This is a genomic window from Nocardiopsis sp. iso_237, assembly GCF_056173345.1.
Map to the genome: position 1 here is coordinate 3,009,295 of NZ_CM149669.1, position 18,038 is coordinate 3,027,332.

Annotated in this window: 18 protein-coding genes and 1 pseudogene; 16 read left to right on the plus strand and 3 right to left on the minus strand. The window is 64.7% G+C overall.

Annotation, left to right across the window (positions count from 1 at the left end; translation table 11 throughout):
- Positions 1-80: 80 nt before the first annotated feature.
- The 5 genes and pseudogenes from AC0VYM_RS13750 to AC0VYM_RS13770 form a co-directional block, all read left to right on the plus strand.
- Positions 81-350 (plus strand): annotated as a pseudogene (locus AC0VYM_RS13750) (helix-turn-helix domain-containing protein); the annotation flags it as partial.
- A 129-nt stretch (positions 351-479) separates the two neighbouring features.
- Complete coding sequence (locus tag AC0VYM_RS13755; protein ID WP_475463314.1) at positions 480-1,316, plus strand: hypothetical protein; 837 nt, start codon at positions 480-482, stop codon at positions 1,314-1,316.
- Between the two features lie 7 nt (positions 1,317-1,323).
- Positions 1,324-2,055: a 5-formyltetrahydrofolate cyclo-ligase gene (locus AC0VYM_RS13760; RefSeq protein WP_475462661.1), complete on the plus strand. Its 732-nt coding sequence runs from the start codon at positions 1,324-1,326 to the stop codon at positions 2,053-2,055.
- Complete coding sequence (locus tag AC0VYM_RS13765; protein ID WP_475462662.1) at positions 2,055-2,615, plus strand: flavoprotein; 561 nt, start codon at positions 2,055-2,057, stop codon at positions 2,613-2,615. Before AC0VYM_RS13760 ends, AC0VYM_RS13765 begins: the two co-directional genes overlap by 1 nt.
- Positions 2,616-2,734: 119 nt before the next feature.
- A complete protein-coding gene (locus AC0VYM_RS13770) occupies positions 2,735-4,063 on the plus strand; it encodes a helix-turn-helix domain-containing protein (protein WP_475462663.1) in 1,329 nt (442 codons plus the stop codon).
- 2 nt (positions 4,064-4,065) lie between these two features.
- Here the strand turns inward: AC0VYM_RS13770 and AC0VYM_RS13775 are convergent, their stop codons facing one another.
- Entirely contained in the window at positions 4,066-5,031 is a 966-nt protein-coding gene (locus tag AC0VYM_RS13775; protein WP_475462664.1) for a phosphotransferase enzyme family protein, read from the minus strand.
- Positions 5,032-5,084: 53 nt separating this feature from the next.
- On the opposite strand from AC0VYM_RS13775, the gene AC0VYM_RS13780 reads away from it, so the two are divergent.
- Genes AC0VYM_RS13780 through AC0VYM_RS13820 form a run of 9 tightly spaced genes read left to right on the plus strand, consistent with a single transcriptional unit; the run spans position 5,085 to position 13,923 of the window.
- Positions 5,085-6,203, plus strand: coding sequence for an NAD-dependent epimerase/dehydratase family protein (locus AC0VYM_RS13780; RefSeq protein ID WP_475462665.1), 1,119 nt, complete (start codon positions 5,085-5,087; stop codon positions 6,201-6,203).
- Between the two features lie 53 nt (positions 6,204-6,256).
- Positions 6,257-7,180: a thymidylate synthase gene (locus AC0VYM_RS13785; protein WP_475462666.1), complete on the plus strand. Its 924-nt coding sequence runs from the start codon at positions 6,257-6,259 to the stop codon at positions 7,178-7,180.
- Positions 7,137-8,849, plus strand: coding sequence for a carbamoyltransferase family protein (locus AC0VYM_RS13790; RefSeq protein WP_475462667.1), 1,713 nt, complete (start codon positions 7,137-7,139; stop codon positions 8,847-8,849). Before AC0VYM_RS13785 ends, AC0VYM_RS13790 begins: the two co-directional genes overlap by 44 nt.
- Positions 8,846-9,874 carry a hypothetical protein gene (locus tag AC0VYM_RS13795; protein WP_475462668.1) on the plus strand — a complete coding sequence of 343 codons (1,029 nt, stop codon included), beginning with the start codon at positions 8,846-8,848 and terminating at the stop codon, positions 9,872-9,874. Before AC0VYM_RS13790 ends, AC0VYM_RS13795 begins: the two co-directional genes overlap by 4 nt.
- A gap of 12 nt (positions 9,875-9,886) precedes the next feature.
- A complete protein-coding gene (locus tag AC0VYM_RS13800; protein ID WP_475462669.1) occupies positions 9,887-10,747 on the plus strand; it encodes a radical SAM protein in 861 nt (286 codons plus the stop codon).
- 56 nt (positions 10,748-10,803) lie between these two features.
- Positions 10,804-11,322 carry a P-loop NTPase family protein gene (locus AC0VYM_RS13805; protein WP_475462670.1) on the plus strand — a complete coding sequence of 173 codons (519 nt, stop codon included), beginning with the start codon at positions 10,804-10,806 and terminating at the stop codon, positions 11,320-11,322.
- A gap of 18 nt (positions 11,323-11,340) precedes the next feature.
- The gene (locus tag AC0VYM_RS13810; RefSeq protein WP_475462671.1) at positions 11,341-12,162 is read left to right on the plus strand and encodes a class I SAM-dependent methyltransferase; all 822 of its coding nucleotides are present in this window, start codon (positions 11,341-11,343) and stop codon (positions 12,160-12,162) included.
- Complete coding sequence (locus AC0VYM_RS13815) at positions 12,155-12,925, plus strand: phosphotransferase (RefSeq protein WP_475462672.1); 771 nt, start codon at positions 12,155-12,157, stop codon at positions 12,923-12,925. The genes AC0VYM_RS13810 and AC0VYM_RS13815 overlap by 8 nt, the downstream gene beginning before the upstream one ends.
- Complete coding sequence (locus AC0VYM_RS13820) at positions 12,922-13,923, plus strand: sulfotransferase (RefSeq protein WP_475462673.1); 1,002 nt, start codon at positions 12,922-12,924, stop codon at positions 13,921-13,923. The genes AC0VYM_RS13815 and AC0VYM_RS13820 overlap by 4 nt, the downstream gene beginning before the upstream one ends.
- Positions 13,924-14,006: 83 nt before the next feature.
- Here AC0VYM_RS13820 and AC0VYM_RS13825 read toward each other — a convergent pair whose 3' ends face one another.
- Together AC0VYM_RS13825 and AC0VYM_RS13830 are read right to left on the minus strand one after the other, a co-directional pair.
- On the minus strand, positions 14,007-14,198 hold the full coding sequence (locus AC0VYM_RS13825) for a DUF397 domain-containing protein (RefSeq protein ID WP_475462674.1): 192 nt from the start codon (positions 14,196-14,198) through the stop codon (positions 14,007-14,009).
- On the minus strand, positions 14,195-15,061 hold the full coding sequence (locus AC0VYM_RS13830) for a helix-turn-helix domain-containing protein (RefSeq protein ID WP_475462675.1): 867 nt from the start codon (positions 15,059-15,061) through the stop codon (positions 14,195-14,197). The genes AC0VYM_RS13825 and AC0VYM_RS13830 overlap by 4 nt, the downstream gene beginning before the upstream one ends.
- A 429-nt stretch (positions 15,062-15,490) precedes the next feature.
- Between AC0VYM_RS13830 and AC0VYM_RS13835 the strand changes: the two genes are divergently transcribed.
- Together AC0VYM_RS13835 and AC0VYM_RS13840 are read left to right on the plus strand one after the other, a co-directional pair.
- Positions 15,491-16,069 carry an ATP-binding protein gene (locus tag AC0VYM_RS13835; protein ID WP_475462676.1) on the plus strand — a complete coding sequence of 193 codons (579 nt, stop codon included), beginning with the start codon at positions 15,491-15,493 and terminating at the stop codon, positions 16,067-16,069.
- Between the two features lie 900 nt (positions 16,070-16,969).
- A complete protein-coding gene (locus AC0VYM_RS13840; protein ID WP_475462677.1) occupies positions 16,970-17,341 on the plus strand; it encodes a hypothetical protein in 372 nt (123 codons plus the stop codon).
- The last annotated feature ends 697 nt before the right edge of the window (positions 17,342-18,038 follow it).

Genomic DNA, 18,038 nt, shown 5'->3' on the forward strand with positions numbered 1-18,038 from the left:
GGCCTACATAGGCCACCACCACATGGGGGATTCACCGCTACGGTGGGCATCTCGTTACACCCCCAGGTGACGGAGGACCCATGCGTTGTGGAAACTGCGGGCGGGACCGCGGCAGCCAACGTGGCTGTGGGTGTGTTCCGGCGTGGGTGTGGCGCGATCCAGAAGTGGTGACCGCAGTTCGTGAGCGCGACGCCCAAAGGGTGGTTCGGTTTCTCCGGCGGCGGGTGAAGGGCCTGTCGCAGGAAGCCCTGGCACGAATGTGCGGGGTCGCGCAGAGCACCATCAACCGGGCCGAAGCCGGGCAGGGACTCACAGACCGTCGACGGGCCTACGAAGCACTTCAAGGACTCGGAGCCCCCCTTGCAACCGATGCTCCTCGCCGACAAGCGACACCGAAGCGTCTCCGGCCGAGGCGAGTCCCCTCACGAACCGATCCGCACCTGCCGCCTTCTCCATGGACCGCAAGAGACGACCTCAGCTTGGAAGAGTTCGCGCACGCTCTGGCGGGGCTCGAACAGGACTACGCGTCCACATCCTCCATGTCCGTACTGGCCCAAATCGGACCACTCCACGGACAGCTGTCGCAGTCTCATCCCGATGCTCACCGTCTGCGCGCTCGATCGAACCTGCTCATGGGCCAGGTGCTGTGGGATGCTTCCCAACGCCGTGAGACTCATGCCGCTACCAGCCATCTCACCGAGGCGGCGGTCATCGCGCAGACCGTTGGAGACCACGAAGTCCTCGCCCAAGCCCTTCTGCGCAGCTCCTACATTCCCCTCTACGGCCCTGCCCCAGATCCCCAACAGGCGCTCGTCACCGCTCACCGCGCCATGATCTCCGCACGCGAGAGCCCAAACCTTCGCGCTCTTGCCGCTCTCCACATCAGCGAGGCCTACGCACGTCTCCGCAACGGTCGCGAGGCGCAGCAGATGCTTGAACAGGCCGATGCGGCAGCCGGCGAAGCACACGAGATCGACTGGGAAGGGCGCCGACTTCGGATCGCCGGGTCGGTCTACCTGGAGCTGGAGCAACCGGTCCAGGCCCAACAGATGCTTGAACAGGCAGTGCCCGCCCTCACCGATCGGCCGAAGACCTGTGGGATCGCCCTGGCGAACCTCGCTCTCGCTCACGTTCGCCAGCGCGAAATCGAGGGCGCGGCAAGCACACTTCACCACGCCATGGACCTCACCCAAGCCACGCACGCGGGCGGAGCGACGTCCCTGATCGCCACCGTGGTCAAGGAACTCGCCCCCTGGCGGACCGAAGAGGTCGTCCTCGCCGTTCAGGACCGATTCATCGACCTGCTCACCCGATAGGAGCCCGATGCCTTCAGATCTCATCGAAGCCAAGACCCGACTTCGCCAGCAGGTGTGGGAACGCCTCGACGCTGCGGACATTGGTCGTTCTGGCCGCGTGACAGGAAAGATCCCGAACTTCCTCGGCGCGGACAAGGCTGCCGAACACCTGGCCGCACACCCGCGGTGGCAGGCGGCCCGAGTCGTCAAATCCAACCCCGACAAGGCCCAGGACGCCATTCGCTTCGCTGCGCTACAAGACGGCAAGCTCCTGTACATGGCGGTGCCGAGAATCGCGGGGGCCGACCCTTTCTACCTCCTCAACCCCGACGACCTCGCCGTGCCCCCAGACCTTGCCATCACAACCGCAGGAGCGGCCGACCATGCGCCGCGCACCCGGCCTGACCGGATGCGACCGGTCGACGTGATCGTCTGCGGAAGCGTTGCCGTCAACCGGGAAGGGGTCCGCATCGGGAAAGGATTGGGCTACTCCGATATCGAGATGGGCTTGCTCGCCCACGCCGGTCTCGTACGCGCGGACACCCTGATCGTCACCACCGTCCACACCCTCCAAGTCTTGGACGAGCCGATTCCGGAGACGGAGCACGACGTCAGTGTCGACTTGATCGTCACGCCAGACGGGGCCATCACCTGTCCGCCTCGACGTCGCCCATCGGGCATCTCCTGGACGGACCTACCTGAGAAGAAGATCGCCGCCATTCCTATCCTCCAGGAACTACGCAAGACCACGGCAAGCTGATGCTCGCTTCCACCACGCTTTACGTCGTCGTGTGTGCGGCAGGGCCAGCTGGAGGTGTACACCGACTCGTCCGTGCCGCGCAGGCTCAGGGGTGGACGGTTCAGGTAGTCGCCACGCCCGCTGCTGTGGCCTTCTTCGACACCGGCATGATCGAGGAACTGACGGGCCTTCCCGTGCGCAGCCAACACCGTGAACCGGGCGACCCGCGTTCCCCCAAGGCCGACGCCGTTGTCGTCGCTCCGGCCAGCTTCAACACGATCAACAAGCTCGCCGCAGGCATCGCCGACAACTACGCCCTGGACGTGCTGAACGAGACCATCGGACTGGGCATGCCGGTCACGGTCCTGCCCTTCGTGAACGCTGCCTACGCGGGTCGAGGCCCTTTCCGGAGAAGTGTGGCCGCGCTTGAAGAGGAGGGCGTGGGGGTGCTCCTGGGGGAAGGCGGATTCGTTCCTCACCCGGCGGGCCAGGGTTCGGATGCCTTCGACCGCTTCCCCTGGAAGGCTGCCTTGGAGGATGTGGAGGAGCGGATCAAGAACTACGGGAATGGTGCGGCGTGAGGTGCGGCAACTGCGGGCGGGACCGGAGCGGCCTGGCCAAGTCCTGTGAGTGCATCCCCTCGTGGGTGTGGCGTGACCCCGAGGTGGTCTCCGCCGTCCGTGAGCGCGACGCGCGGAGGGTGATCCAGTTCCTCCGGCGGCGGGTGAAGAACCTGTCCCAGGAGGCCTTGGCACGGATGTGCGGGGTCGCGCAGAGCACCATCGTCCGTGCTGAAGCCGGCCGTGGCCTCACTGACCGACGCAGAATCCACGAGGCCCTCCACGGGCTCGGAGCGCCTTTGACTCCGCCCCAGCCCGTTGCCGTGGTCCAGAGCAGCACCTCTCGACTGCCTCTTGCCGATATCGCCTCGGACCTGTTCTTGGAGTCGCCACAACATGCAGTTGAGCAGGCCAGCAAACTGTGGGATGCGGATCTCGGACGGCACCTCTCTGAACACTCAGTCCGTACACCAGCCGAGCAACTGAGCACGCCCCTCTTACGATGGTTGATCGCACCACCGTCCGTCCTCGAACCCAACCCGGACTCTCCGGTCAACGTCACCGAGGATGACGTGCACGCCATCACCAGGGCGTGCGACCTCTTCGAGACCTTGGACCACGAATTCGGCGGCGGCCATGCGCGCACGGCGGCCGTTCAGTACCTGAACAGTGAAATCGCGCCCCTGCTTCGAGGACGATTCACACCAACAGTCGGTCGCCCCCTCTTCTCCGCGAGCGCGCGCTTCGCTGCCAAGACCGGAGCCATGGCCTACGACGCGGGCCTGCACGATCTGGGGCGCCGCTACTTCTTCCAGTCCTTGAACCTGGCTCATCTGGGCGCGGATCGACTGTTTGGGGCCAAGGCCCTGGCCTTGCTTAGCCACCAGGCCAACTTCCTCGGAGACTTCCGTAACGCAGTCGACTTCGCTCGCACAGCCAAAAGAGGTGTCGGCTCCCAAGCCACACCAAAGATCCAGGCCATGCTCGCCGCCATGGAAGCCCGAGGCCTGGCCTCACTCGGGGAAGAACGCGCCTGCACGCGCGCGCTCACTGAGATGGAAGAGGCCTTCGACCGTAGCGATGTCGACCAGGAGCCCCTCTGGATGGGGTACTTCGACGGCTCAGAGGTCGCCGACGAGCTCGCTCACTGCTTTCACGACCTCGGACGAGGAGCACTGGCCATCGAGCACGCCCAGCGCTCCGTCGAAATGGCACCAGCCGCCTTCCGGCGCAGTCGTACCTTCGCGGGCCTTGTCCAGGCTGGCGCCTACCTGATGGGCGGAGACCGCGACCTGGAAGCTGCCTGCGCGATAGCTGAGCAAACCATCGGCAACGCCAGTCGACTGCGTTCGGCCCGCGTACGCTCCTACACCGGGCGGTTCCAGGAGAGCCTCGCACCGTACGCCAAAGCCCGCCCGGTCCGGGAGTTCGGTGCTGCCCTTGCCGACGCAGCTCTGCTGCCGGAGTGAGCTCAGGTACCCGGCTGCCAGCGTTTGGGAGTCTCGGACCGCTTCAACGAAGCGATGCGAAGGCGTGCTTCGGGCAGGAGCCGGGGCTCGCGTCCGGTGCGGGCGCACAGCCACGCGGTCATGCGCAGTTCCCTGACCGCAGCCAGGGTCTCGTACCCCGACCAGGTCCGCACATCCCACCCGTAGGCCGCAGTGAACGCCTCGTACTCCGCACTCGTGTACCAGCCCACGCGCTGGTAGACGGCGGCCACGACCAGGTCCCATTCGCGCGGACCGGTGCTGAAGCGCTCTAGGTCCAGGACGACCGGATCCCCATGGCAGTCACGCACGATGTTCTTGCGGTGGGCGTCCCCGTGCACTGGCCCCAGGGGGAGGGCGAACCTCAAACGCGCGTAGTCATCGCGCAGCTCGTCCAACCGAGCACGTAGGAACGCTGTCTCTGGGCGATCCAATGATGCCTGCCTGATGTACCCCGCGACCCCGTTGAGGGGGTCCAACTTCGGCAGCCGGAGTGACATAGGCCTGTCCAACCGGTGGAGCTGCCGAAGAGCCGTGCCGATGGTGCCCGGCCTCCCGGGCTCGATCCCAGGGATGTACCTCCAGACGGTGATCACCCAACCCTGAAACATCACAGGAGCGGGAAACTCTTCGGCCACCCGGACAGCGGGAACAGCGTGCTCTTGCAGCCAGCGGGCCACTGACAACTCACGATTCACCCGCTGCGTCTCGGAACTCGCGCAGATGCGCAGGACCAGCCGCGGTCCAGGTAGGAGGACCGTCGCGTTCTCTCCTACCGGGCCGAGAACCCGAGCTCCCCGGCCCGACCAGGCGAACTCCGTTTCGCTCTCAGCCGCGATTCGTAGGGCGGTCTCGGACGTCAGAAGTGGAGACGATTCGGCCACGAAGCCACTGTACGGGTTCGCTGAGTGGAAGTTTCCCAGGCTGAAATCCTTATGAGGAAGCGTCATGCGAGTTCAAAGCCGGTGATTCGAACACCGCGCATAAATCGAACGCTGAGGTTATGCGCGTGCGCATAGGTCTCCGTGCTCTGCCCCGGAACACTGCTGCTGTTGGTGAACGATCGAACGACTGCCATGGGAGACCGTGTGAGAACACCGATGAGGTGTATCCAGTGACGGGCCAGCGAGGACCTCGCACAAGCGTTGTCACGGGAGCCAGTGGGTTCGTGGGCTCCCACCTCGTGGAACGCCTGCTTCGGGAGGGGCATCGGGTGGTCGGTCTCGATAGAAACCCGACCTTTTCGGACGTGGATGCCGGATGCGGTGAGCCCATCACGACCAGGGCGGGTGATTTCTCGTTCCGGCAGTGTGACTTGGCCGTCAGTGACTTGGCTCCGCTCCTGCGAGGTACTTCGAGGGTCTTCCACCTGGCGGGTGTGAGCGGGGTCCGTGAGTCCTGGGGCGACCGCTACGCCGACTACGTGTACGCGAACGTCCTGGGAACACAACGACTGCTGGAGGCATGCAGCGAAGTCGGCGTGGAACGAGTCGTCATCGCCTCGTCATCCAGCGTCTACGGGTCAGCGGAGCGCCCCTCACGTGTTGACGATCTGCCCCGGCCTCTATCACCCTACGGAGTCTCCAAACTCGCCGCCGAACAGCTGGCTTTGGCCTATGCCCAGGACCGGCCCTTCGAGGTGTGCGTCCTGCGCTACTTCACCGTGTACGGGCCCCGGCAACGCCCGACGATGCTTATGTCCCGCGTCCTGCACGCCGCGCATACAGGCTCTCCGATGACGGTGTACGGAGACGGCTCTCAAAGGCGGCACTTCACTTATGTGGACGACGCCGTCGAAGCGACGGTCCTGGCTGGCTCTCGACCGCTGTCGGGGACGCACGTGATCAACGTGGCGGGTTCACGGAGCATCAGCGTCTCTGAAGTCCTCGCCACGGCTGAAGCCGTGCTCGGTACACCCATCACGGTCCGTCACCGGACCAACTGGGCGGGAGACGTCGTCGCCTCCCAGGCAGACCTCAGCGAGGCATCCGTACTGTTGGGCTATCGGCCGAGGGTGGACCTGACCGAAGGGCTCGCCCACCACAGGGACTGGTATCGCGCCTCGATCACACAGAACTCGGGTCCTCGTGCCTCGCTGACAGCGGCTGGGGGTGCCCAGTGATCTCGATCCGTGGGGCCTCGGCGAACGAGGTGTTCACCTTTGCGGCACACACCGTGCTGAAGCAGGGAGCGCCGGTTTCTCCCCGCGGATCCGAGACCAGAGAGATCCTGGGGGCGCACCTGGTCCTCACCGAGCCTCGCCGCAGGTTCGTGTCGCTGCCTCCGGTCAGACTGCTCAATCCGGCCTTCGCGGTCGCGGAAGCCGTGTGGATTCTCTCCGGTAGCGACGAGGGATGGATCTTCGACTACAACCGCCGTCTGGCCGAGTTCGCGGACCACGGGGTGCTCCGCGGGGCCTATGGCCCTCGGATGCGCAAGTGGGGACGTTCCGTCGATCAGTTGGACCGGGTGCGTCGCTTGCTCCTGGAGGACCCCGATACCCGTCGAGCAGTGATCCAGCTCTACGACCCGGCCCTGGACGCGACACCTGGCAAGGACATCCCCTGCACGCTCAACTTCCGCTTCTTCCTGCGCGAGGGGCGGTTGCAGATGCACACCACCATGCGCAGCCAGGACCTGTGGCTGGGGTTCTGCTACGACCTTTTTACCTTCACCGTCCTGCACGAACTGATGGCCCACTGGATCGGCGCGGGCCTGGGGGAGTACCACCACTACGTCGATTCCCTGCACCTGTACGCCGAGCACTGGGAGAGCGCCACCGCGCTTGCCAGCGAGCCCTCTCCCAGCCCACCGAGTCTCCCGCTCGGTCTGGCCTGGGAGGACTTCGACACGACTCTGAACCACATTCGGACGGACGGTTCCACGCACCCCGGTTGGCATCAGTTCTCCCAGATCATGAACAGCTACCGGATCTGGAAGACGGGCCACAAGTCCCAGGCTCGGCAAGCTGCGCACACGATTCAGGGTGACCTGGGGGAGTCGCTAACTGCCTGGTACGCGTACCTCGCGGAACGTGCATCCGAAAGGAGGAACAGTGGCCTCACCCGTGATCCTCGGGCTGTGTTCGGGAACGCATGACTCATCCGCCGCCCTCATCAGAGACGGCAAACTCGTCGGCCTGGTGGAGGAGGAACGGCTCAACGGAGACAAGCACACCCGCGCCTACCCCCACCGCGCCATCGACTACCTGCTCACCTGCGTCGACCTCAGGCCCGACGACGTCACCGCCATCGCCTACAACTTCGACCCAGCCCTGTACCGGAACGCGATCCCGACCAGCCTGCGCCACCTTCTCCGGACCACAACCCGGCGTAGGGCACTGTCCCGGGCGGTCAGCTTCGCGAAGGTCCACCAACGGGCTACTGAACGCCTCGCCCTCCTCGCGAGCACCTTTCCCAAGGCCCGCGTCACGGGGGTAGAACACCACCGCGCCCACGGCATCTACGCGTTCGCTGCTTCCGGGTACGAGAGTGCCGCGGTGCTGATCGTGGACTCCCTTGGGGAGACCACGACCACCTCCACGGCCCGAGCGAGCCTCGACGGAGGTCGCATTCGATACACGCCGCTCACCCAGATCGCCGATCCCGCCTCCCTCGGTTACGCCTACGGCGCCATCACCCAACACCTGGGGTGGCGCCGCGGAGACGAAGAAGGCACGGTCATGGCACTGGCCGCGCTAGGAGACCCCGCACGATTCCGGGACCTGTTTCAGCAGGCCATCCGCTTGACCGAGAACGGTTTCACTCTCGACCCTCGGCTCTTCCCCTTGCGGGTCATCTCCAGCCGATACCCCCGGCTCTCACCCGCCTTCGTTGAGGCCACCTGCCCTCCCCGGCCCCAGGAATCCCCACTCCTGGACGTGCATGCCGACCTCGCTGCGGCCCTGCAAGAGCGCACCGAGCAGGTTATGGTCCACCTGGCACGCAGAGCACAGGACCTGACCGGAGAAAAGCTGCTGTGTGTCGGCGGCGGCGTGGCGATGAACTGCGTCTCCATCGGGGCCATCGTGCGTGATCGCCGGTTCCATGAAGTCGCGGTCCCACCGGCCCCCGGAGACGCGGGAACCGCAGCCGGCGCCGCACTGTCGCTCCACGCCGACACCACCGGAACCCTGGCCAGCGGAACCGCACGCCGCTGCTACCTCGGACCGCACTTCCCAGACTTCACGCTGAACAGACGACCACGCGAAGGACTCACCGCACGGCGGATTCTTGACCCGGCACGGCATCTGGCCTGCCAGCTCGCGGACGGTCGGATCGTGGGCCTGTTCCAGGGCCGCCTGGAAGCCGGACCGCGCGCCTTGGGTAACCGGTCCATCCTCGCCTCACCACTCCAGCCCGAGGTGGTCGATCGCCTCAACGCGACCGTGAAGTTCCGCGAGGAGTTCCGGCCCTTCGCCCCCGTCGTGCTGGAGGACAAGGCCGCGGACTACTTCACGCTCGACCAGCCCTCCCCCTTCATGTCCATCGCCAGCGGCGTCACTCCGTTGGCCCGAGAGACCATCCCTGCCGTCGTGCACACCAACGGCACTGCGCGAGTCCAGACGCTCACGCAAAAGCACAACCCGTTCCTCGCGGAGGTCCTGACCGCTTTCGCCGAGTTGACCGGTGTGCCCGTGCTGATCAACACCAGCCTGAACATCAAGGGCAAACCCATCTGCGGCACTCCCGAAATGGCTCTGGACTGCCTTCAGGCCTCCGGGCTGGATGCCCTGCTGCTCGAACAGTGGTGGGTGGAAAAGACATGAGGATCGGCTACAGCTTCTGGGGCTTCCTCGGCAACGGGATCACCGACACGCCCGACGGCGGACGCAGCCACCGTCGCGTGCTCATCGAGGCCTTGGCCGAGCGCGGACACCATGTCGTCTTCCTCCAGCCCAACCGCGACCTCACGGAGGCGGGCGAGGATTTCACCCACGCCTACACCTGGAACGACGGGTTCCCTCAGATCGACGCCCTCCTTCTCGAATGGCGCTGGCCCATCCCCGGGCGGAACACCACACCCTGCGGCGTCCCAGGGCACACCTGTGACCTGCACCGCCAGGCGGACCTCATCGAGACCTACGTGTACGGACACGATGTGCCGACACTGCTGTGGGACAAGGACCTGCGTCTGCCCGCACACGATCCGCTTCGCACACACCGGGCGATCACGGTGTGCGAAGCCGCCCTGTTCCCCACCACGGGAGCACGCCAGCTCCTCTTCCCTGTCCACGACGACGCACTGGACACGGCGGACCCCGAACGCCTCGCCCGGTCCCACCGGGATCTGCCGTTGGTCTACGCGGGCAACCAGTACGACCGTGACGGGGCCTTCACCCAGTTCTTCGCCCCAGCCGCCCAACAGCATCGCCACGTGGTCGCGGGCAAATGGACCCGCACGAAGGCCTGGCCCCACGTCACCTTCGTCGGACGTCGCCCCTTCAGCGAGGTCGAGGTCCTGCACCGGCGATCACTCGCCACCGTGCTCCTGACCCCCGAGCGGTACCGGGCACAAGGGCAGTTGACCCAGCGCCTCTTCGAGGCCGTACTCGCCGGGTGCCTGCCCATCGGCCCAGCGGACATCCGCGGCATCGACCGGGTGCTTCCGTCAGACCTCATCGTCACCGATGGCGCTGAGGCGACCCAGTTGGTCAACCACATTGCCCAGGTTTCGGGCACCGCTCACCACGCACGACTCATCGCTGACTGCGTGGAGCGTTTGGAGCCCTACCGGCTCTCCCAACAGATACCGGTCATCGAATCCTGCCTCGCCCCCTCGAACCTCCGCTGAAGGAGCCCAAGGATGAGCACACGTTCCCCGGCCGCACCCCTTCCACAGGTACGGCGCGTCGACAAGCTGTACCTGGAGCTACTGTTCCGCTGTAACTTCCGGTGCGCCCACTGCTACCACGGCGGTGACCTCGACCGTCCGGAATCCCTGAGCTTGCCCCAGGCGGTCGGCGCCCTGGAGTACTTCGCCACCCACTTCTCCTGCCGCCAGGTGTGCTTCCTCGGTGGAGAACCCCTCCTCTACCCGCACCTGCCTGCTCTGCTTGCCGCCGCCAAGGAGTTGGGATTCACCACCCAGATCTGCACCAACGCCTACAAACGCCGCCAGGTACTCATCGAGTCGCGCCCGTACCTGGACCTGCTCAGGGTCTCCCTGGACGGCGGAACCGCACAAACCCATGACCTGATCCGCCGCCCCGGCTCCTTCGAGGCCGCTTTCGACACCATCGCGTGGGCCAACAGCGTGCGACTCCCCTTCGGTGCGACCTGCACCCTGACAGCGGACAACATCGACACCGTTCCTCAGCTCGCCCACGACCTCCATGCCATGGGGGCACACGAGCTGGTCCTGCACCGAGTGCGTGCCGTGGGCAACGCCCGCGGCAGCGCTCTGGACCCGGTCACCTGGGAACAGACCCAACGCCTGTACGACGACCTCGCCGTGATGAACCTGACCGGTATGGACATCAACCGGCACATCCTCCTTCCCGACCGAGAGCCCGCTTCGGAGGAGGTCGTCGAGAAACTGGAGATCGCACCCGACGGTCGCGTCTACCTCTCCTGCGCCGAGGTAGCAGGAGACGGACGTGACGTGCGCTTCGACTTCGACCAGCGGCAGCTGGTGCACGCCTCCTCCTCACCCACGACGGCGTGAAGGGCTGGCCATGATCACCCCACTCAACCGACCTATGTGGAGTAGCGTTCAGACCTATGAGGATCGCGATCATCGGCTGCGGCGGAAGTGGCAAGACCACCCTCGGACGGCAGCTCTCCACCAGCCTGGATGCTCCGCTCACCCATCTGGACGTCCTGTACTACGACGACGAGTGGAACACCCTGCCAAAGGACAAGTTCGCCGCCGTGCAGGAAGAGCTGGTCGCCCAGGACCGCTGGGTCATCGACGGCAACTTCGCGTCCACCCTGTCGATCAGGCTCCAACGCGCCACCAAAGTGATCTTCCTCGACCTCCATCCCTTGACCTGCCTGGCCGGTATCGTCCAGCGACGGATCAAGCACGGCGGGGGACAGAACGACGCGACCGGGGTCTACGACCGCATCCACTGGGGGTTTATCAAGTACGTGTGGGGCTACCGCAAAACGATGGGGCCGCGGGTCCGCAGCCTCATCCTCGAACACGGCACCCACGCGGACGTGCACATCGTCCGTTCCCGCCGAGCCGCCAACCGGCTGGTCGAGCAGATCATCCGCACCGCGGACGGCGAGGACTGATCGAAGGGGAGGCCAACTGTGCCTCCCGCTGAACACCCGTTCCTCGACCCCACACGCATCCGCGGTGACCTGTACACCCGGCCGGCGAGGTTGGCCTCACGCACCGGCTCCCTCATGGCCACACGCGTCCGTGGCACACCGGTCGTGGATGTCCTCACGCGCCTGCTCAAGGACAAACTCACCGTGCCACTCCGCCACGGACGCGTACTTGACGTGGGGTGCGGGCGAGGCACCACCAGCCGCGCGATAGCGGAACTGAACCCAGCCGCGTTGGTCGCCCTGGACCTGTCGCCGACCCTGGCCGCCACGGCCCAAGATCGCTTGCCCGAGGGTCGGATGTACGCTGCCCTGTCCGCCGACTTTCATCACCTACCGTTCGGCGACCACACCTTCGACGCTGCCGTAGCCGCCTTCTGCCTCTACCACTCACCTGACCCGACCAGCGCCATCGGTGAGATCAGCCGCTGCCTGCGCCGCGAGGGCCTCTTCATCGGGATCACGAAGTCAGCGGACAGCTACGCCGAACTCGACCAGTTGCTCACCGACCTCAGCCTGGTCCCTGCCAGCCCGGAGCATGCCAGCCTCTACTCGGCCGCGCACAGCGCCAACATCGCCGACCTCGCAAGCCCTGTACTCGACGTTCGACACCTCCTGCACGAAGAGCACGTCTTCCGGTTCGAGACCCCCGAACATCTGGCCCAGTACTTAGTGACGATTCCCAAGTACCCGTTCAGCGAGTCCGCGAGCGAGATGGCCCAGGAACTACGAAGCCGAGGATGCCCGACTCCAGTGGAGACCTCCTCCACCGTCACCTACGTCGTGGGGACATCGCATGGGTAGGAGCTTCACCAAGACATACCCAGAGCCCGGCCGGGCCCGAGCAGCAGCCGAACACCACCGCTGGCTCAGCTCCCTGGGAGCCCCGGTCCCTGACCTCGTTGAAGCCACACCCGTCCAACTGGTCTTCGCGCAGGCCGAGGGCGAACACTGCCACGTCGCCGACATCCCTGCCGTGGCAGCGCTCATGGGGAATCTCCACGCCAAGGCGTTCGCCTGTGAACTGCATGCTGCCAACCTGAACGTTCCGTTTCCCACAGCGGGCGGTGTGCTCCTGCCCGGGTTCACGGAATCCCGTATCAGCTGGTTGAGAAGACGCAGGCAGAACGGACTCATCAGCCAAGAACGGGACGACTTCGCGACAGCGGTGATCCTCCAGGCATCCGAATGCCCGGTGGCCTTCTACAAGGACAGCAACATCCGCAACGTGCTCATCGGTGAGAGCCCCGTCCTCGTCGACTTCGACGATCTCACCCTGGCACCTTTCGGCTACGACCTGGCCAAGCTCCTGGTCAGCGCGGCCATGACGTACGGGTCTCTCCCGCATTCGACCTACCGCCAAGCGCTGGCGGCATACGAGAGGGCCGTCGAGGACAGGGGAGGACCATCGATTTCTTGCACGTGGGAGGACTTCAACAACTGGTTGGAGCTACACGCCCTACTCACCGGCGACTACCTCGGACGCAACGGTTATCGGCACAGCTGGAGGAAGCCCGAACCATGGCGCCGAATGTCGCCCAGGGATGCAGGAAGGCGATGGGCATGACCACCGCACTCATGGACGAGCTCCACCACCCGGACCCCACCGGGATTGACCTGGCCCTGTTCCGTACTCGGATGTACCGCTTCAGCGATGACCCACGCCACTACGCGTTGGCCGAAGTCCTGGAGGAGCGCTTCATCGATGGGCGGCCACCCTCGAAGGCCATGCTGGACCACATCTCCGCGAACCTGAACAGCATCAGGAATTCCGGAAAACCTCTCCCGTTCGCTCCTGCCCTCGTAGCGGCAGAGAACATCGACATCGACGCAGAACTCCGCACTAGAAGCCCGTTCACGCCAAAACGGGCACAGAACCCTTCACGGCCGGTCCAGATCGTCTGCATTCTCGGCGCCCCTCGTTCGGGCACCAGCCACCTGCACAACCTTCTGGCGCGTACCGGCAGCTTCGCGTACTTCACGACCGTCACGTGCTGGGCCTGGCCCGCACGCAACCTCAGGGTTCCCCAAAGGCAGCTGTTCGAGTCGATGCCCGATGATGTCCTGCTCGTCGACAACAAAGCCACCCGGATCATCCCGGGGCTGGTGATGCCCTACGAGGCCGAGGACATCTACGCCAGAGCGATCCCGGTCTACCGGCACCGCCAGGGGCACACCTACGACATCGTTCCCGCCACCATCAGCGACGTACACCTCCTCAGCCACGCCATCGGCGCCCACACGGAGGCATTCGGCAGACAACGGTTCCTCACCAAGTCGCCCTTCAATGCCTTGAGGATCCGCCAGATCGAACAAACCCTCGGTCCTGTCACGCGGTACATCCACATCGACCGGCCCCGTGAGCAGGTGGCTGCGTCGCTTGCCCGGAACCGCTTCGTGTTTCATCACGGTGGCCGCGAGCTGTCGCCTGAACAGGCGTACGACTTGTTCACCTCCGCGATCCAGGCCGAAGCGCCCTCTGATCGAACCAGGTCCGTGTCACTGAGGGAGCTTCGAGCAGAACCTTCACGAACCATCGCTGATCTCATGGCATGGCTGGCCTGAGGTCATGGCGGCTGCGGATGTGCGTGGGGTTTTGGTGATACTGGATTCCTCCGCCATCGTCACGCATCTCGCCCGCTCCTGCCCTACGGGGTTGAGTTCTTCACTCGGTCGATCATCTTCTGCCACACTTCAGCAGCGAATTCCAACTCCGGCCCTGGGTTCTGGGAGTCCCGGACGTGAATCGTGGTCGGCGCGGCAACTCTGACTTCGACGCACTGCCCCTGGTTCTTTGAGTAGCTGGACGTGCGCCAAACGTTGTCTGCGGTGATCATCATGTTCTCTTCTCGTGTGCGTGCATGATCTGGGTGAGCAACGTGGTCGACTCGGGGACGCTGAGGGCACGTTCGTCCATGTAGCTCCAAACTTCGGTGCAGACCTCGATATCGCTGCCCTTCTCCAGGTAGAGGTCCCCAGCCACGGTCTCGACGTAGGGGACAGGTGCCATGGCTTCAGCAGCGAAATCTAGGATGACGAAGGACCCGCTGGAACCGGCATGGACGCCGTCAGCGAGAGGCAGGACTCGGATGCTCACGTTGTCGCGTTCTGCGCATGCCAGCATGTGAGCTATCTGCTTACACATGACTGCGGGGTCGCCCACCACGCGGTGCAACACCGATTCGTCGAGGATCACGTCCAGTTGGACATCAGAGCGATTGAGCAGGCGCTGCTGGCGCTGCAACCGGACAGCGACACGACTTTCCACCTCTTCTGGAGTGAAAGCGTGCATCCCGTGCAGCAGGAGCGCCCGAGCGTAGCCTTCGGTTTGCAACAGGCCTGGCGTGACGACCAGTTCGGCATTGCGTACGCGTGATGCTGCTGATTCCAACCCGATGTAGTCGGTGTACTTGGGCGGTAGCGAACTCTGGTAGGGGGCCCACCATCCGGGGGTCTTGGCCTGGCGGGCTAGGTCGAGCAGAAGTTCTCTGACCTGTGGATCCTGGACCCCATACAGGTCACACAGGCGTCTGAGGTCTCGGAGCTGGATGCCTCGTTCACCGTTCTCGATACGGGTGACCCACGATGCGGCGACTTCTAGAGTGTCGCTGACAGCTTTGGCGGTGAGCCCTACCGAGGTGCGCAACTCACGTAGCCGGTGCCCTAGCAGCAGGCGCCTGAACGTCGGTGTCTGTGATGGCACAGGTGTCCCTCTCTTCTTCACCCGCCATCTTCCACGGGTCGGAGCGCTGCCGCAATCCTATGGCAATATTGCCTAAGGGTATTGCCATGGGGGGATGATCCATGGATAGTGGTGGTCAGTTCCTATGCACGGAGGCCCCAAGCTCGGTTTGGAGGTGCCTGAGGTGAAGGCCCGAAGTCCACCGATTACGTCATCGTCCGAGGCTCCACGTTTCGACAGCCGGCGAACGCCTCTGACCTGTGGGCAATCGCAGGTCATGGTCGGTTGTTCGCCAGGTGGACACGCATTCACAAGTCCAACTCCTGTGAGCACGTCGTGCGGCGTGACGCAGAGTTCGGACCCTCCCGATGGTCGAGGCCCCAGCCCAGGGGCGAGCAGTCCCTCCCGTCGGGAACAACCCGTTGAACCTCCGAGGAGAGGACGCGCGTCATGGACACCATGGACGCTCCCACCTGTGATCAGAGCACCACCGACACGCCGGTACCTTCACTGCCGACGGCCACGCTCCCACTGTGGGACCTGGTCCCGGTCGAACACCAGCACTACTTCGACCACCAACCCGCAGCGAGGTTCTCCAACCGGAGTTATGAGTTCGGCTCCTCGATGCAGCTCCTCCCGCTCGCGCGGGCCTTCCTGCACACCTGTGCCGCTGGTCGGGGAGACGACTACCAGTACGTCTTCACGCTGTTGGGGGCGGAGCTGGCGGCCAACGCCTTGCGCCACTCACGTTCAGGACAGCCCCGAGGCCGCTACACCCTCACCTGCCAGCGCTTCCCCAACGGCCTCCACCTGGCCTGCACCGACGCTGGCTCAACCGATCACGTGACACACGTCGACCACCTCACTCACGCTCCCGAAGGTCTGTCCCTGGAAGCCGAGAGCGGGCGAGGCCTGGCCATGATCAACCTGCTTGCCACGGCTTGGGGGGACAACGGATCCTCCGCAGCCAGGCAGGTGTGGTTCTACCTGGGTTTCGACCTGACCGGCAGCAGTTGGAACGCCCTCTGAGCGCTCCCGCTCACACAGCAGGCCCGGGAGAGCGCTGCAACGCTCGCCCGGACCCTTCGTCCCGCACCCCATGTGAGAAAGAGCAGGACCGATGACGCATCGTACCCTCACCCGCCAGCCAACCCCCGTTTCGCTCGGCTACCGGCCCTCCCCGCTCTCCGGGCCTGCCTGTGCGGCCTGCACGCATCGCTCATGCCGGACGCGCCGAGCAGAGGTGCAGCCGCGTCTGGGAGGGCAGCGGGCGGAGTTCGCCGTCGAGCACGCCGAAGCGGCGCTTGTTCAGGCCCGAAACCCTCGTGTGCTGGCCTGGTATGGGGAAAGCACACAGTCCTATTGGGTCGCCACTGCCTGGGGGCTGGTCGAAGCCGAAAACGTCGCGGTGCTTTCCGCGCTGGTCAGTGCGGCAAGCCAGGACCCGGGGGAATCTGACCTGATCATCCTGAGCTCTCGCACTTAGATGACTTCCCAGCCCGGTCGGGGCTTCTCCCTAAATAAGCGCCTGACCTAGGCAGACAATATGTGCAACAAGCTGAGCGTCTCGTCTGTTCCGGAAGGGAAGATGAGGCGCTCTTCTTGTCGATCCTCTCTGGAGAAGTCGCCTGAATGTGAGACTCGCGCCGATGGGTTTCACGAGGAAACCTTACTTGTTCGCCAGTGATGTCTAACTTTTTCGAGATAGGACAAACGACCCTATTGGAGATCCGGCTTTCCCGATACTAGCCTCGTCACTCCACGTAAGGATTGGTGATGGTGGTGAACTGGAAGCTTGGTGGGACGGCAGGAGCGATCCTGGTCGGGTTGGCCGCTGCTGGATGCGCCGCGCCGGACGATCGTTCTAGTGATTCCCCTGCCCCGTCCCACCCCCCGGCTTCTCCAACGCAGTCAGCGGAGGAAGCAGCATTGGCCGCGTACGAGGCGATGTGGGGCGTGGTGGCGGAGGCATCTCAGGCAGGGGACCCGAATCCGTCAGAGCTTGAAGTGTATGCGTCTGGGGACGCCTTGGCGCTGATGGAGCATGCGTTGGAGGGCGCCGCTGAGGACGAGGCTGTGGTGGAGGGCGAGCCACAGCTTGATCCTGAGGCGGTGGATGTTGCTACAGAAGAAGTGACAATTCTCGATTGTATGGACAGCACCGGGTGGCTGGAACAGCCAGTCCATCAAGAGGATGCAGATGAGGTTGATGGGTTTCGGCAGGTGGATGCAACCGTCGTCTATGACGGGCTTACCTGGAAAGTAGATGAAATCCGTGTCTGGGAGCTAGGAACATGCTGAGGAGAGCAGGGCTCATTGCGGCCTTCGTGTTATTTGCGTTTGCCTCTCCAGTCCTCGGTGACGATTTCGGTGGGCGTGTTGAGTGTGGATCCTCAGGCGGTGCGGGATGTGATGTCACGGCGTCCTCAGGATCCAGCGGAGGCGGAAGTGCTCCCCCCGCAACTACTCCACGACCCGAATCCGGGACGGAGGGCGCGAGTGAGTCGACAGAGCCGGTTGAGGCTGAGTGCGAGGTAAGCGATCTCACCGCCTCGTGCTCCACCTCAGCTGGTTCGGCTAGCTCCGGTGAAGAAGAAGCAGAGGAAGTTGACGTCGAGGCCGTGGCGCATGAAGCGCGGGCATCGCTGCGTCTCTCTGCTCCGCAGGTGTCGATGTCGCCGTCGGCCAGCGCGCCGATCCTGGTGCGGGTCCCGGTGTGGATGTGGGTTCCTTCCACGGAGTGGCAGGCCCAGAGCGCCACGGCTTCGGTCCCCGGTGGGTCGGTGACGGTGACGGCTGCTCCTGCTTCGGTGGACTGGCATATGGGGGACGGCACCACCGTCTCCTGTGACGGAGCCGGCACCGCCTACAGCCCTCGCGTTCACGACCCGGCGGGGGAGTCCCCGGACTGCGGGCACACCTACACCTCCACGGGTGAGCGTGAGGTTACGACTTCGTTGTCGTGGGAGGTGTCCTGGTCCAGCACCGACGGTGACAG